The following is an 18,071-nucleotide window of genomic DNA, read 5'->3' as shown; positions in this document are numbered from 1 at the left end:
GAATAGTAGCATGATTCTGTTTAATAAAATTCAGCTAATCAAACCGGGTTATGAAATTTATGTTGCCAATTTATACAGGATATTTGTAAACACTCTTAAATATGTAGGCTGCCGCGAAATCCCAATAAAATAAAGGGTTAGCGAAGAATATATTTGTAAGAAAAAACTTTCCTGTAAATCTAATTTCCTTTAATACGATAGGTAATGTTCCTATTAGTAATTACCGTATACGCACTAATTATAATTTCTGGTGAAAACTCAGATGTGGAATTACTTCTTGTACCAGTGGTTGTTATTAAATCTCCTACAACAGTGCCTGATGGTAAAGGAAATACAAATTTGTATTTATTGGTATTGTCAGTATTACCGTCCGGGTCTGCATACGAAGAGGTGGTAGTATCTTGGTCATCCCCACTACCTTCTACTGCCGTTCCAATATAGGTTTGACCTTCACCATAATCTTGGGTAAGCCCCAACTGATTGTCTCCCAAAGTAGCTGTACCTTCATTAACATCTGTAAAAAATACCTCAATTGTACTACCTGGAGATGCCCAACCCGTAACCACCAAATTAGATCCTGAAATAAACGCGGAATTGATGATTGGGAAATTTTCTAAATTGTTTGGACCGGAATCTGAATCGGAATTATCGTTAAGGGTTACGCCATCCATACCTAGGTCAATACCCAAGCTAGGCACTACGGTACCATTTGCATAAATACTGTTCTGGGAAATGGTGTTTGATGCACCAGAAAGAACTACCACTCCCTCACTGCCATTAGAATAAATTCTATTCTGATCAATTACAGAATCATCACCTGAGAGTTTTATAGCCATACCTTCGTAATTTCCACTACAATTACCTCCGTTTTGACCTGATAAAAGAATGTTATTGTTCGAAACCGTAACTCCGTCTACATTATCAATTTCAATACCAGATGCTGCTGCCGATTCTATAAGATTCTCTTGAATGACAATTGTACTACCATCTTCTATTAGAATATTATCATCACATGCCGTGCTCCCATTGGAATCTAAATGGTTGAACTGAATGGTACTACGTGTACCACCATCTATAAAAATACCAGCTATGGTATTTGAGGATAAATAATTTGAAAATGCCGATAAATCACCACCTGTTTGCTCAATACCATAATCTATGTTTCCAGCAGACGCACCTAGCGCGTTTACTCCCAACAAATTGTTCGAAATGGTTGCCGAACCTCCTTGAACTCTAACCCCAGCATTATTATTCGCATATATTGACATATCTCGTATCGTGACATTTGAACCGTTTAATCGTAAAACATCACCACCATTTCTATGAATTTGTATTTCCGGTCTAGTAAAATTAGGCAATGCCGTATTTGCAATGCCTACACCGGCTCCACCAGAACCAACTGTGCCAGCATTTGAATCGCCAGAATAAGCCGTTTGGGTTCTACCATCTATGATAGTATTTGTTCCTGTAATTACAGAAAAGGTATTTGAATTATCCAATAAAATATCAAAGTAACCTGCAGCATTATAATTTACATCGGCAGTTCTACCAAAACTATCTCCGGTAGGTGGTATCATAAAAATTGATACATCTTCTTCTGCTGCGGGATCAAATATAGCATTTGCTTCAATATCCAAACCAACTTCACCCAAGGTGTTACTATTCAGAATAAACTGTTCTAGAGAACCCTGACCAAATTCATTAGTATTTACAATAGTATTAAAGTTGTATCCAAAATCGATATTGGCAACACCACTACTTGCTATACTTACCAATGATACACTCTGAGAATCTTCAAAAACCCCTAAGGCAGAATCTGAGAAGGCAGTTGGGTCTGCTCCTCCAATTTCATCCAATACCTCAATATTATTGTTAACATCCCCATAACTTCTAAAAGTTTGAACAGGTACACAAGTAGTACAATTAATACCATTTGCTCGGGTTGATCTAACTGTGGAGTTTACAAGTTTTACATAGTAATCACCATCTGCCATACCCCCAAAGCTATAATCACCACTCACTTTAGAAGTAGTTCTTCTCACAAAAGTTCCATCGCTTTCATATAATTCTACAATGGCACTAGATATACCTACACCGTTGGCATTGGTCATGTTTCTACCTTGCCCGCCACCGTAATTCACATCTTCAAAAACAGTACCCGCAATAAGGTTTGAAGGCACTTTTAATACAACTGCCGCAGATATCACAAAATCCTGACCAACATCTACATTTGCCGTAACTTGAGAATCTCCAGGCGATACAAATGTTGAAATGTCATAGGTATCTAAATCTACCCCATACGTTGTATTATCATTATAATCTGGTGTGGTGGTATTATCATACATTGTAGAGTTATAAGCGTTATTACCTGTTTGACCACCATCACCAGCTAACGTAAAATCTTGATTTGCTTGGTTAGTAATTGATAATCGTTCTCCATTTGGATTGGTTGTACCCGAGCTATTACCATCAAGGGTAGAATCTCCTTCCCAAGATAAAAACGATGCCTTGGCACCAGCACCTGCAATTGCATAAAAACTGTCTAAAGTAAAAGAATTGCCGTCATTACTTAAACCATCAAAACCTTGATATAAATTAATGTTCACCGCTGGTAAATTTGGGTCTTCATAGAAAACGAACAACGTCCAACCACCTAATACCGTAGCAGAAGAACAATAGGTGTTGGAATTATCTACTGACAAGCCAGAAAAATCAAATACATTGGTTGATGGGTCTGCCACACCTTCAACAATATCGGTTACATCACTTACATAACCGTAAAAATTTCTATTCGTTAACGTAGTTTGATATTGATAATTGGCATTAACCGTTTGTCCTTCAAAAGTAACGGTTCCGTCTATCACCGTACTAGAGTGCGCCCAATATAAATATGCTTTTTTTATTGTGCCCGTATTGGGTATTGGTGAAATTAGGGTATTTGAAGATGAAGTCGTTATTGAACAGGCATCTGTATTATTATCATTTGTTCTTAACGAACCACCTGTGGTAGAATAATCAAAATAACCGTCAAATTCTTGAAATAACGTAAGGGGATCATTTGCCAATATTTGAGAATTAATATAACCATTGGCGGTATCACTATAATCAACAGAAGCATATTGTGCTGTTGCATCAGAAAACCCTACTGTAAAGTACTCTACTAATTCAGGTACCCCATCGTCTACAATGGGAACTGAAAAAGTTTGAACGTTGCCTACCTCACCGGTAAATGTAAGTGTTCCGTTTACAGAAATATAATCACTACCATTATTTGCAGTACCGTCACTAACCATATACTCTACGGTAAATGGTGTTTCAACAAAACCAAATAACCAACTGTAACCATGACGATCACGTACGTGAGTTACTGTAAAAATAGCACTACCAGAATCTTCATCTACGTATACATCTTCTACAACAATTTTAGGTCCGGGAGGTGAACAACTAACACTAGCCTGCCAACCATTACCCGTTGTATTATTATTTGATGTAAACCTAAATGTTAAGCAACCGTTAGTATTAGTGGCAAAAATTTGTGTGGGTACATTATCATTATCATATTGTCCAATTAAAGTTGCACCGGTACTATTACCATCATATACGTATAAGATATCGCCGGGAATTACATCAAACTGATCAAAATTAACCTGTGTATAATTATTTGCCGTATCTGGACAAATAGTATAAACCAAATCTTCGTTATCAGAGTAATTACTGATACCCCCAGAATCTAAAAATGTATCATCACAGGTAGTTGCGGAGCCCCTATCAGTCATAATTAAAGCGTCATTTGCCAAGATAGTACCGATAGCGGTATCCGTAATATCAACATCCGTATTCGTTGTAGAAGTAAAAGACAAACCAAAGGTTTCGTCACCTTCGAAAATAGTATCATCAGTAATAGGGACAGTTATAGTCTCAGTATCATTTAAGCTTCCATTAAAATTTAAAGTGCCAGATGAAACAGAATAATCTTGACCGGAAATGGCAGATATATCGTTGGTTGTATAATTTACACTATAAGCACTTGTGCTGCTACCTATTTGTCTAATTGTAAATATAGCTGTTCCATCATCCTCATTTACAGTGACATCATTTATTTCTAACTCTGCGCCATAAGTAGCGGTAAATTGAACATTATCAATATATATAATATTATTATTTCCCCAATTCGTATTTGGAGGATAAAAAATAATTGCAGGATTTGAATCTATCTGTGCCGCTGTTAAATTGTACGTAATAGTACCGGTACCATTATTTATTCTTTGAACATAATTCCATTGATTACTATCTGCATTATATATATAAACATCCAATGCTTGCCCGTTTGCAGAATTTGCATCATAATCCAGTGTCAATGTCGCTGTAGAAGCTCCCGCTAAAGGTACAAATCTATAAATCCACCTATCATCATTGTTTCTAAAACGTAATCTTCCACCTGTAATTGTTATACGTCCACCAAATGCAGAACTATTCTCATTTTGTTCTGTCCAATTAGAACTAAAATTTTGTGTCCCGTTATTATTTGAATAAGAAGTACTGCTAAATGTATCCAAATATGTCTCTTGAGCAAAGAAACTAGTTGAACATAAAAGAAGAATTAAGTAATAAAATTGTTTTAATCTCATAATCAAATTAATGGGGGTATTGAAATGCAAAGTTTATCTACAATCAATATCATCCGTAAAAATAACTATGTCTTAAAGCAGGGCACAATAAATGTTGTGAAGTTGGAAATAACCTAAGTGAATACCTTAAATGGAGCTGTTAAAATAAAAAATTATTAGGTAATTGGTCTATTATCAACCTAATATACTAGGCTTTCAAGCGTATTACTAACTAAAAAAGCAACTCTAATAGAGTTGCTTTTGATTGTAGTATTTTATACAAATTATTCTAAAATAATAAACTCAGACCTTCTATTTACATCATGTTTTGCTGATGAACATTTAATACCATCTTCACACTCATTTAGCAATTTTGTTTCACCAAAGCCCTCACTTACAAGTCTGGTAGAGTCTATCCCCTCATTAATCATATAATTCACCGTAGATTCTGCTCTTTTTTGAGAAAGCCACAAATTATATGCTGCAGGTCCTCTACTATCAGTATGGGAATTTACTTTTAATTTTAGGCTTGGGTACTTTTCCATAGCCGCAATTACCTTTTCTATTTCTACCTCAGAATCTTTCCTGATATTATACTTATCAAAATCAAAATATATTGTACTCAATTGTAAAAGTTTTGCCAAATCATCTCCAAAACCAGCAGTTAAACGATCTCTTTCCAAATAAAAATCAATTATTTTAGGTTTTCCATCCGATGCACCTATATATTCTTCAAATGGAATATAGCCCTCCATTAAAGCTCTTACAAAATTCCCTTTATGACAATCTAATTCTAAACTATAGTTACCTTTAGAATCAGTTATGGTCGATAGTAATTCTTCATTGTTTTCATCCAAAACTTTTACAGTAGCCCCTATTAAAACTTCATTGGAAATTTTATCCCTAACCGTTCCAGTAACTTTTTGATTACAATCAAAAATTAATTCTTTTGTCTCCGTAAAACTATAGATATCATCATTACCTAATCCCTCATCTCGATTGGAAGCAACATAACCCGTTCTTAACTCTTCATTAAATATAAAAGTAAAATCATCACTGCTACTATTTATAGGTTTACCTAAATTAAATACTTTACCTGAAAAATCTTGTCTTTTTATTTTGGTTGCAAAAACGTCCAACCCACCTAAACCAGGATGACCATCAGATGAAAAATATAATATTTCCTCACTTGTTATAAAAGGAAATGTCTCTCTTGCCTCCGTGTTAATATTAGAGCCTAGGTTTTGTGGTGTACCAAAAGTGCCATCTTGATTGATTGAAACCATAAATAAGTCCGATTCTCCAAACGTACCCGGCATATCCGAAGCAAAATATAAGGTTTTTTCATCTGGACTTAAAGCAGGGTTTGCTACAGAATAAAAAGCGCTATTAAACGGTAGCTCTTCTACTTCGCCCCATATTCCTTCATCAGTCATTTGCGCACGTAAAATTTTTAAACGTACGATTCCCTTTTCATCTTTTACAGTCTTTCGCTTCTCTATATTATTGCGCGTAAAAAATAAAGTTTTACCGTCTTTTGTTATTGCCGAAGTCGACTCATGATAACGGGTATTTACATTTTTCCCAAGCTTTTTAACTTGATTTAAGGAAGAACTATCTGCATTTACCTCATATAAGTCTAAAAAATCTTTAGCATTCCACGTATGACGATATCTTGCAAAATTACCTGTATCTCGATCAGAAGAAAAAATCAAACCTTCTTTATAAAATGAAGGAGCAAATTCTGAATATGCGGAGTTAAATTCAAAAGGACCCAAATTATACCTCCCTGAATTTTTTTCTATATCAGCCATAAAATCCGCTTCATCATTAAAAGCAGTTGCTCGACCATCCTTCTTAGTTATATCTATAAACTTGTTCATTATAGACTTAGAGGTATCATACTCGCCAGTTGATTTTAATGCTTGAGCATATTTAAAATAGTCTTCAGCAGTTACTTCATTTGAGTAATCCGATACTAACTGCTTGTATATATTTGCAGCATCTTTGTAGTCAGCATTATAGTAATAAGAATTCCCTAATTTTCGTAGTAAGTCTGCAGAAACATATCCTTTTTCCAAGACCTTTTTATAAATATCTATTGCCGGACTAAACGAGTATGATTCAAATTTCTCATTTCCTTTTTGAATTAATCGTTCTTGGGCAAATGCCAATCCGTTACAAATCAAAAAGGTTAGGATAATAAACTTTACTTTATGTTTCATATATAAAATTGCCTTTTAGAAAAATCGTGGTGAAACCAATTTTTGAAATGATTTTACCAACTCATACCTTAAGAGTACCTCAAATGATCCATCATTAAACTGTGTACCACCTAAATCAGTGGTTTCTCTATCATATGCAAGCCCAATCATAAATTGGTCTGATATTTGGAAACCTGCCATAGCGCTGACTGCGGCATCCCAACGATATGCTGCACCGAATGTAAATTTCTCATTAAACATAAAATTGGCAGATACGTCAACTTGTAACGGAGCGCCTCCAACAACCTTAGTAAGTAAAGCGGGCTTAAACTTTAAATTGCCGTTCAAATCAAAAACGTAACCGGTAATCAAATAAAAGTTAATTCTTTCTTTAGATAAAAACCTAACAGAATTGGCATCTTGCTGAGAATTATCAAAATGTTCCGTTTGGAAAAGATTAGGTGCTGAAAGTCCTGCATAAAATTCATTAGAATGATAATATAGACCCACGCCAACATTTGGTGAGAATCTATTTTCTATATTATCTGAATTAACCGGCTCCGAATCAAAATTTCTTAATTTATTGAAATCAAGATTTAAAAGATTACCACCTGCTTTAAGTCCAAATGAAAGTTTTCCTTCTGCGGATACATCTATGGTATATGAAATAACAGCATCAAAATATGTTTCTTGTACAACACCATCACCTATTTCATCATTTACAATTGAAACACCATAGCCTAGCTTGCTGTTTCTAATTGGAGATTGAATGTTGAGGGTTTGTGTTTTTGGAGCACCTTCTAAACCTACCCATTGCGATCGGTATAAACCTGTTATGCTTAATTGTCCCCTGCTACCTGCATAAGCCGGATTTACACTCATGGTATTAAACATATACTGGGTATATTGTGCATCTTGTTGGGCGAAAGAAGTTCCACAAACAAGTAGTAAACCTCCAAATAGAATTAAAACCTTATTCTTAATATTCATATTTTATAATCTATTATCTACTAATATACAGATATTCACTATCTACTTTACTTTCCCCATCAAGGGTAGTGTAATCAAAAATATAGAAATAAATTCCGGATGGAAGATATTCTTCAACACTTAGGGTTGATCGCCCTCTTGATCTTCCATCAAAAACATTATTTTGATTGTTGTAATTCTCACCTTCATAAACCGCAACTCCCCATCTATTAAAGATTCTTAAAGTGCTATTTCGAATTTTATCTACTCCTCTAATAAACAAAAATTCATTTCTGCCATCCCCATTCGGTGTAACCAATTGATTTACCTCAATGGCATTGTCAGTTGGATCAGTAGGATTATCATTCACCACATTTATTTCTATTGTTGCGGTATCACAATTACCCTCTAAATCACATACAGTATATTCAAAAGTATCGGTACCTTCAAAAGCATCATTGGGAACATAGGTAATCGTATCATCCGAAATATCATCCGGCGTTCCTCCGTCATTAATTTCAACCGTTCCACTAGAAGGGTCGGTAACCGTTAACATTCCATCGGTTGGAATACCGAAATCATTATCCAACATATCGATTTCTATCGGTGCATTCACAGGAGTGGTCACAGCATCGTCTACTACATCTAATTCAATAGGCTCCCCTACCGTAATCGTAATTGTTGCGGTATCACAATTACCCTCTAAATCACATACGGTATATTCAAAAGTATCGGTTCCTTCAAAACCATCATTTGGAACATAGGTAATCGTATCATCCGAAATATCATCCGGCGTTCCTCCGTCATTAACTTCAACCGTTCCACTAGAAGGGTCGGTAACCGTTAACGTTCCATCGGTTGGAATACCGAAATCATTATCCAACATATCGATTTCTATCGGTGTATTCACAGGAGTGGTCACAGCATCGTCTACCACATCTAATTCAATAGGCTCCCCTACAGTAATCATAATTGTTGCAGTATCACAATTACCCTCTAAATCACATACGGTATATTCAAAAGTATCGGTTCCTTCAAAACCATCATTTGGAACATAGGTAATCGTATAATCCGAAATATCATCCGGCGTTCCTCCGTCATTAATTTCAACCGTTCCACTAGAAGGGTCGGTAACTGTTAACGTTCCATCGGTTGGAATACCGAAATCATTATCCAATATATCGATTTCTATCGGTGTATTCACAGGAGTGGTTACAGCATCGTCTACCACATCTAGATCAATAGGCTCCCCCACCGTAATCGTAATTGTTGCAGTATCACAATTACCCTCTAAATCACATACGGTATATTCGAAAGTATCGGTTCCTTCAAAACCATCATTTGGAACATAGGTAATCGTATCATCCGAAATATCATCCGGCGTTCCTCCGTCATTAATTTCAACCGTTCCACTAGAAGGGTCGGTAACCGTTAACGTTCCATCGGTTGGAATACCGAAATCATTATCCAACATATCGATTTCTATCGGTGTATTCACAGGAGTGGTCACAGCATCGTCTACCACATCTAGATCAACATTGCTATCAGGATCCAAATAATCCGGTGTACCGTCATTGTCACTATCATCATTGGTCGGGTCGCCGTCATTATCGACATCCTCGTCAGGGGTATCCAAACCGTCACCATCATCGTCAAGATCACGGTAGTTCACGTCCTCCGTACCATCAGTATCCGGTAGGTCGTTCGCTGGATCGTCGATCTCATCGTTCACATCGAATCCATCGTTCACATCGGAACCCTCGTAACCATCGTCCAGACCGTCACCATCGGTATCGACACCGGTGTAGGTCTGGTCAGGAACTCCGTCAAAATTAAAGTCGTTGCCCTCATTATTGTCAGGAACCAGATCGTTGTCGCTATCGTCATCAAGATAATCCACGTTATCCGTACCATCCGTGTTCACAGGCACCAATCCATCAGGATATGCACTGTTCACCCCGTCATTGGAAGCGTAGGTCGCGGCATCATCCTCGTTAGGGGCGATATAGCCATCAGTGGTCTGTGCCTCCACGTTGTCGGGTATGCCGTCATCGTCACTGTCGATATCCAAGTGGTTCGGTATACCATCGTTATCTGTATCCAGCGGATCTGTTAAAGGATCATTGTCACCATCAAGGTTGGGATCTTCCTCCGTATCCAGGATACCATCGTTATCATCATCAAGATCAGCACTGTCAGGAACTCCGTCCCCGTCCGTATCCGGACCCGGGCTATCAGGGTCCAAATAATCAGGAGTGCCGTCATTGTCACTATCATCATTGGTCGGGTCGCCGTCATTATCGACATCCTCGTCAGGGGTATCCAAACCGTCACCATCGTCGTCAAGATCACGGTAGTTCACGTCCTCTGTACCGTCCGTATCCGGTAGGTCGTTCGCTGGATCGTCGATCTCATCGTTCACATCGAATCCATCGTTCACATCGGAACCCTCGTAACCATCGTCCAGACCGTCACCATCGGTATCGACACCGGTGTAGGTCTGGTCAGGAACTCCGTCAAAATTAAAGTCGTTGCCCTCATTATTGTCAGGAACCAGATCGTTGTCGCTATCGTCATCAAGATAATCCACGTTATCCGTACCATCCGTGTTCACAGGCACCAATCCATCAGGATATGCACTGTTCACCCCGTCATTGGAAGCGTAGGTCGCGGCATCGTCCTCGTTAGGGGCTATATAACCATCAGTGGTCTGTGCCTCCACGTTGTCGGGTATGCCGTCATCGTCACTGTCGATATCCAAGTGGTTCGGTATACCATCGTTATCTGTATCCAGCGGATTCGTTAAAGGATCATTGTCACCGTCAAGGTTGGGATCTTCCTCCGTATCCAGGATACCATCGTTATCATCGTCAAGATCCGCACTGTCCGGAACTCCGTCCCCGTCCGTATCAATTTCATTTTGACAAACAATCGGTTTCAAAAATAAAATTACTGCACTTTTCAAGTGCGAAGTTGTATAAAATTCAATTTGACTAGCTACTTCTTGAGATTCCCATGTAAATCTTTCATGCTCATCAACTAAGACATTGGAATTGTTATGTACAAAATAATTATTACCATTCATACCCGAAGTAAGACCATCTGCGAGTATGGTATTTGTAAATTCATAAACAACTCCATCTAAAGCAATAATACCATCAGTACTATTCCCTGCAACTAACTCAGAGTGTTTAGCCGTAATTTTAACAGGTACAGACCCCGTTATAGAAAAATTTATTTTCTTACCATTCTGAACCATGAACAACCCAGAATTAAACGTACTACCACCGGTCATACTAATCAAAACACTACCTTCCGGCAAACCCCATTTATAACTAACATCAACGTTATTTACAGCTAAAGTCCCATTATCAATACCATTTTGAACACCTAAATCCTGTGAACGAATTTCTTTGGAATCATGAACCGTGCAATCTACCTCACTTTTTATAGCATTTGTGGATAACCTACTAGGTAATTTTGCTTGACTACCAAATAAATTAATCACGCAGAAAACTGTAAGGAAAGTAGAATATAAATAGTTAGTACTATTTAAGAAAAACTTATTAATTTTTAAAAAAGTAATTTTACCCATAAGTGTTAGTGTTTTACTAATCACCATGGCAAATGGTAGTGTTTTTAATGTTTTCGATAAGAAAGTGGGGCAGTCTTATTAAAACGTTGCTAAGATATATTAAAATGAATTCAACTCAAATTCTTTTTCGATTAACCCTCAAATTCAATAGGCAATCTGCATAAAAAATGGACAAACAGTTGTCAATATATTAACATTTCTTTTAAATACGATCAATCTAGCAATATGGATCATATTCATTAAAACAATTGTAAATAATATTCACATATCATGCTTATAGTCTTCATTGAATACATCTTACTTAAATTATCACTGAGCTTTCTTAAATGGTAAGAATCTATTTTATCTTATTTTTGCACAAATTTTTTATATGACCTTCAAACAAGAAATAGAACGAAGAAGAACCTTTGGTATCATTTCCCACCCCGATGCTGGTAAAACTACACTTACTGAAAAACTATTACTTTTTGGAGGTGCCATTCAAGAAGCGGGTGCCGTAAAAAACAATAAAATAAAAAAATCCGCGACCAGTGATTTCATGGAAATTGAAAGACAAAGAGGTATTTCTGTCGCAACCTCTGTTCTTGCCTTTAACTACAAGAACAAGAAGATTAACATTTTAGATACCCCAGGACACAAAGATTTTGCCGAAGATACTTTTAGAACCCTTACCGCTGTAGATAGTGTCATAGTTGTAATTGATGTTGCTAAAGGTGTAGAGGAACAAACAGTCAAACTAGTAGAAGTTTGTCGTATGCGAAAAATTCCAATGCTCGTATTCATTAATAAATTGGACAGAGAAGGTCAAGATGCTTTTGATTTATTGGATGAATTAGAACAAAAGCTTGGACTTTCCGTTACTCCGTTAAGTTTTCCTATTGGGATGGGCTATGATTTTAAAGGTATTTACAACATTTTTGAAAAGAATATTAATCTTTTTAGTGGGGATAGTAAAAAGAATATTGAAGAAACGATTGCTTTTGATGACGTTACCAATCCTGAACTGGACAAAATTATAGGAAGCAACGCCGCAGCGGAATTAAGGGATAACCTTGAATTGGTATGGGGAGTATATCCAAAATTTAACAAAGAACTATACCTAAAAGGTGACCAACAGCCAGTTTTCTTTGGATCCGCCCTTAATAATTTTGGAGTTCGGGAATTATTAGATTGTTTTATCCAAATTGCCCCTACACCACGTTCTAAAAATGCTGAAGAACGTTTGGTAGAAGCTAACGAAAAAGCTATGACCGGGTTCGTATTTAAAATACATGCTAACATGGATCCTAAACATAGAGACCGACTTGCTTTTATTAAAATTGTATCGGGTACATTTGAAAGAAATAAACCTTACTTACATGTAAGACATGGTAAAAATTTAAAATTTTCAAGTCCTAATGCCTTTTTTGCAGAAAAAAAGGAAATAGTTGATATTTCTTATCCCGGTGATATTGTAGGTCTTCATGATACGGGTAATTTTAAAATTGGTGATACGTTAACGGAAGGCGAAACCTTACATTATAAAGGGATACCTAGTTTTTCACCAGAACATTTTAGATATATCAATAACGCAGACCCATTAAAATCCAAACAGCTAAATAAAGGAATAGACCAATTAATGGATGAGGGTGTAGCACAATTATTTACTTTAGAAATGAATGGCAGAAAAGTTATAGGTACCGTGGGTGCATTACAGTTCGAAGTTATCCAATACCGGCTGGAACATGAATATGGCGCGAAATGTAGCTATGAAAATTTCAACGTATATAAGGCATGTTGGGTAGGTACCGAAAACAGAAAATCAGATGAATTCAAGGAATTTGAACGAGTTAAGCAAAAGTTCCTTGCCAAGGACAAGAGAGGTCAATTGGTATTTTTAGCAGATTCTCAATTCTCCCTTCAAATGACCCAGCAAAAATATCCATCAGTTAAACTACATTTTACTTCAGAATTTGAATAAAAAAAGCCCAATTTAAAAATTGGGCTTTTTTTATGCTTCTCCTGTAGGACCAAAATTAATTGGTATTGAAGGTTGCTCATAATCCTTTATTGTTCCGTGTGCTTTCTCAAAACGTTGCACATTATCGTTTAAAGCTTTTAAAAACTTTTTAGCATGTTGAGGAGTCAAAATAATCCTACTTTTAACTTTTGCCTTTGGAGCTCCTGGCATCATACTAATAAAATCAACCACAAATTCAGAAACTGAATGATTAATAATAGCTAGATTAGAGTATATACCTTCTGCCATTTTTTCGTCCAATTCAATATTTATCTGCTTTTGATTTGGGTTCTTATGTTCACTCATGTTTATATCATATTAAAAAAAAATGACCCTCAAATAAAATTTGAGGGTCAGTATTATAATTAGAATCTTAATGCCTCTTTTCTGGCCATTATCTCATCATATTCTTCTTTGGACCCAACGATAATACTATCATAGTCTCGCATACCTGTACCAGCAGGAATCTTATGACCAACGATAACATTCTCCTTAAGACCTTCTAAAGTATCTACTTTTCCACTTACAGCGGCTTCATTTAACACCTTAGTCGTTTCTTGGAACGATGCAGCAGAAATAAATGATTTCGTCTGCAACGATGCTCTAGTGATACCTTGAAGGATTGGAGTTGCCGTTGCAGAAACTGCATCTCTTGCCTCAACCAATGCCTTATCCCCACGTCTTAACAACGAATTTTCATCTCTTAACTCTCTTGGAGTTACAATTTGACCCGGTTTAAGATTGTCAGAATCACCAGCTTCCATTACTACTTTCTTACCAAAAATTTCATCATTTTCTTTAATGAAATCATCTTTATGAATCAATTGATTCTCTAAGAAGATAGTATCACCTGGATCTTGAATTCTTACTTTACGCATCATCTGTCTAACAACTACTTCAAAGTGCTTATCATTAATCTTCACCCCTTGCAGTCTATAAACTTCCTGAACTTCATTTACCAAGTACTGTTGTACAGCGGAAGGACCTTTTATTGCTAAAATATCTTCTGGTGTAATTGATCCATCTGACAATGGCATACCTGCTCTTACATAATCATTCTCCTGTACCAAGATCTGATTAGATAATTTCACAAGATATTTCTTAACCTCACCTAATTTAGATTCAATGATTATCTCTCTATTACCACGCTTTATTTTACCGAAAGAAACAACACCGTCAATTTCAGATACTACTGCAGGGTTAGATGGATTTCTAGCTTCAAACAATTCGGTAACTCTTGGAAGACCTCCTGTAATATCACCCGCTTTTGCAGATTTACGTGGAATCTTAACCAAAGTCTTACCTTCTTTAATCTTATCGCCATCATCGACCATTATATGAGAACCTACCGGTAGGTTGTAAGAACGTAATGTTTCACCTTTAGCATCTTGAATCAATAAAGTTGGTATCAACTTCTTGTTTCTAGATTCTGAAATTACTTTCTCTTGGAAACCTGTTTGCTCATCTATTTCAACTTGATAAGTAACACCTTGCTCAATATTCTCATAAGCAATTTTACCTGGGAATTCAGAAACGATTACCCCGTTATATGGATCCCAAGAACAAATTACATCGCCCTTTTCAACTTTAGCTCCATTTTCCACAAACAACTGAGACCCATAAGGAATATTGCTTGTACTCAAAGTAATACCGGTTTTGGCATCAACAACTTTAATCTCAGTTGTTCTAGAAATTACGATCTCTGCTGGTTTACCATCAGAACCTTCACCTGTAACCGTTCTTAAATCTTCAATTTCAGCAATACCCGAGAATCTTACTTCTAATTTATTATCCTCAGAAATGTTACCTGCAATACCACCTACGTGGAATGTTCTAAGTGTAAGTTGTGTACCCGGCTCACCAATTGATTGTGCGGCCACAACACCAACAGCTTCACCTCTTTGTACCATTTTATTGGTTGAAAGGTTTCTACCGTAACATTTAGCACAAATACCTTTCTCAGCTTCACATGTAAGTGCTGAACGTACTTCTATTTTTTCAATAGGAGATGCTTCCACTCTCTTAACATCGGCTTCCATAATCTGTTGACCCGCTTGAAGAACCAATTCTTCTGTCATTGGGTTATATACATCATGTAGAGAAACACGACCTAAAATTCTTTCACCTAAGCTTTCAACAACTTCTTCATTCTTCTTAAGTGCCTGAACTTCCACCCCTCTTAATGTTTCACAATCTTCGGTGTTAATAATAACATCCTGAGAAACATCAACAAGTCTTCTCGTTAAGTAACCAGCATCCGCAGTTTTCAATGCCGTATCCGCAAGTCCTTTACGTGCACCGTGTGTAGAAATAAAGTATTCTAAAATTGAAAGACCTTCCTTAAAGTTAGAAAGAATAGGGTTTTCAATAATTTCTCCACCACCAGCTGTTGATTTTTTAGGCTTGGCCATCAAACCACGCATACCTGTTAACTGACGAATTTGTTCCTTAGAACCCCTTGCTCCAGAATCAAGCATCATATACACCGAGTTGAAACCTTGCTGATCCTCACGGATACGTTTCATAGCCAACTCCGTCAACATAGCATTTGTTGATGTCCATACATCAATAACCTGATTGTATCTCTCGTTATTGGTAATAAGACCCATGTTATAGTTAGCCATAATGCCATCAACCTGACCATTGGCCTCACCGATCATATCCATTTTTTCAGCCGGGATAATAATATCACCTAAACTAAAGGACAATCCACCTTTGAAGGCAAATTCATACCCCATAGTCTTAATCTTATCCAAGAAAGCTGCAGTTGCAGGAACACTTGTTACGGCTAAAATATCACCAATGATATTTCTTAATGCCTTCTTGTTCAATACTTGGTTAATATAACCCGCTTCCTCTGGTACATTTTTATTAAATAAAACACGCCCAACAGTTGTAGGTATAATTTGATTAACCAATTCACCCTCCTCATTAAAATCCTTAGCTCTAACCTTAATACCAGCATTAAGATTTACTTTACCTTCATTAAAAGCTATCTCTACTTCTTCTGCAGAATAAAATGTTAAACCTTCACCGATAATTGGAACTTCAGGAGTTGATTTACGCTCTTTGGTCATGTAATACAGACCCAAGACCATATCCTGTGATGGTACAGTAATCGGCGAACCATTAGCAGGGTTTAATATGTTCTGAGAAGCAAGCATCAACAACTGTGCTTCTAGAATAGCCTCTGGTCCTAATGGTAAGTGAACCGCCATTTGATCCCCATCAAAATCCGCATTAAATGCAGTACATGCCAATGGGTGTAGACGAATTGCTTTACCTTCTATTAATTTAGGTTGGAAAGCTTGGATACCCAAACGGTGCAAAGTAGGGGCCCTGTTCAATAATACAGGATGACCTTTCAATACATTTTCCAAAATATCCCAAACTACAGGCTCTTTCTTATCTATAATTTTCTTAGCGGACTTAACTGTTTTTACAATACCTCTTTCAATCAATTTTCTGATTACAAAAGGCTTGTAAAGCTCAGCAGCCATGTCTTTTGGAAGACCACATTCATATAAGTTCAACTCTGGTCCTACAACAATTACCGAACGAGCAGAATAATCTACACGCTTACCAAGTAAGTTTTGACGGAAACGACCTTGTTTACCTTTTAATGAATCTGAAAGAGATTTTAAAGGTCTATTAGATTCCGTTTTTACTGCAGACGCTTTCCTCGTATTATCGAACAAAGAATCTACCGCTTCTTGAAGCATACGTTTTTCATTACGTAAAATTACTTCAGGAGCCTTTATTTCAACCAATCTTTTTAAACGGTTATTACGAATAATTACCCTTCTATAAAGATCATTTAAATCTGATGTTGCAAAACGACCACCATCTAATGGTACCAATGGACGTAATTCTGGTGGAATCACCGGAATTACCTTCATGATCATCCATTCTGGTTCGTTTTCTCTATTTTCTTGAGATTCCCTAAGTGCCTCAACTACTTGCAAACGCTTTAAAGCTTCAGTTTTTCTCTGCTTTGAAGTCTCAGTATTTGCTTTGTGTCTTAACTCAAAAGAAAGTTCTTTAAGATTTATTCTACCCAACAAATCAATTAAACACTCTGCACCCATTTTAGCAATAAACTTATTAGGGTCAGTATCTTCTAAATATTGATTTTCTTGAGGAATAGTATCTAATATATTCAAGTACTCTTCTTCTGTCAAGAAATCCATTTTATTGATTTCTTCACCTTCAGGTCCTTTAGCGATACCTGGTTGTATTACTACGTAACGCTCGTAGTAAATAATCATATCCAATTTCTTGGAAGGTAAACCTAAAAGGTAACCTATTTTATTAGGTAAAGAACGGAAGTACCAAATATGAGCTACTGGTACCACCAAGTTAATATGACCTACACGATCTCTACGAACTTTCTTTTCCGTTACCTCTACACCACAACGGTCACAAACGATACCACGGTAACGAATACGCTTGTATTTACCACAAGCACATTCATAATCCTTAACAGGACCAAAAATACGCTCACAGAACAAACCATCACGTTCTGGTTTGTGAGTTCTATAGTTAATTGTTTCCGGCTTTAAAACTTCACCTCTAGATTCTGCCAAAATAGATTCTGGAGAAGCTAAACCTATGGAAATTTTATCAAACCTTTTTACTTGGTTATTATCTTTTATTCTAGCCATAATAGCGTTCTGATAATGTTTTAATTTGTTTTA

Annotated in this window: 7 protein-coding genes; 1 reads left to right on the top strand and 6 read right to left on the bottom strand. The window is 36.6% G+C overall.

Annotated features, from left to right (window positions below; translation table 11 throughout):
* Positions 1-179 precede the first annotated feature (179 nt).
* The 4 genes from CSC80_RS13250 to CSC80_RS13235 form a co-directional block, all read right to left on the bottom strand.
* The gene (locus tag CSC80_RS13250) at positions 180-4,556 is read right to left on the bottom strand and encodes a Calx-beta domain-containing protein (protein WP_236973392.1); all 4,377 of its coding nucleotides are present in this window, start codon (positions 4,554-4,556) and stop codon (positions 180-182) included.
* 335 nt (positions 4,557-4,891) lie between these two features.
* Complete coding sequence (locus tag CSC80_RS13245) at positions 4,892-6,832, bottom strand: OmpA family protein (protein WP_099192448.1); 1,941 nt, start codon at positions 6,830-6,832, stop codon at positions 4,892-4,894.
* Positions 6,833-6,847: 15 nt separating this feature from the next.
* On the bottom strand, positions 6,848-7,801 hold the full coding sequence (locus CSC80_RS13240) for a type IX secretion system membrane protein PorP/SprF (RefSeq protein WP_058106079.1): 954 nt from the start codon (positions 7,799-7,801) through the stop codon (positions 6,848-6,850).
* A 13-nt stretch (positions 7,802-7,814) separates the two neighbouring features.
* The gene (locus CSC80_RS13235) at positions 7,815-11,288 is read right to left on the bottom strand and encodes an Ig-like domain-containing protein (protein ID WP_236973391.1); all 3,474 of its coding nucleotides are present in this window, start codon (positions 11,286-11,288) and stop codon (positions 7,815-7,817) included.
* 457 nt (positions 11,289-11,745) lie between these two features.
* On the opposite strand from CSC80_RS13235, the gene CSC80_RS13230 reads away from it, so the two are divergent.
* Positions 11,746-13,335 (top strand): peptide chain release factor 3, encoded by a 1,590-nt coding sequence (locus CSC80_RS13230; protein WP_099192444.1) that lies wholly within the window; start codon positions 11,746-11,748, stop codon positions 13,333-13,335.
* A 30-nt stretch (positions 13,336-13,365) separates the two neighbouring features.
* On the opposite strand, the gene CSC80_RS13225 is transcribed toward CSC80_RS13230, so the two are convergent.
* Positions 13,366-13,680 carry a DUF3467 domain-containing protein gene (locus tag CSC80_RS13225; RefSeq protein WP_058106008.1) on the bottom strand — a complete coding sequence of 105 codons (315 nt, stop codon included), beginning with the start codon at positions 13,678-13,680 and terminating at the stop codon, positions 13,366-13,368.
* Positions 13,681-13,739: 59 nt separating this feature from the next.
* The gene (rpoC, locus tag CSC80_RS13220; RefSeq protein WP_058106007.1) at positions 13,740-18,038 is read right to left on the bottom strand and encodes a DNA-directed RNA polymerase subunit beta'; all 4,299 of its coding nucleotides are present in this window, start codon (positions 18,036-18,038) and stop codon (positions 13,740-13,742) included.
* Positions 18,039-18,071 lie beyond the last annotated feature (33 nt).

Source organism: Maribacter sp. 6B07 (assembly GCF_002700155.1).
GTDB classification, from domain to species: Bacteria; Bacteroidota; Bacteroidia; order Flavobacteriales; family Flavobacteriaceae; genus Maribacter; species Maribacter dokdonensis.
This window is presented reverse-complemented; position numbering and strand designations above follow the sequence as displayed.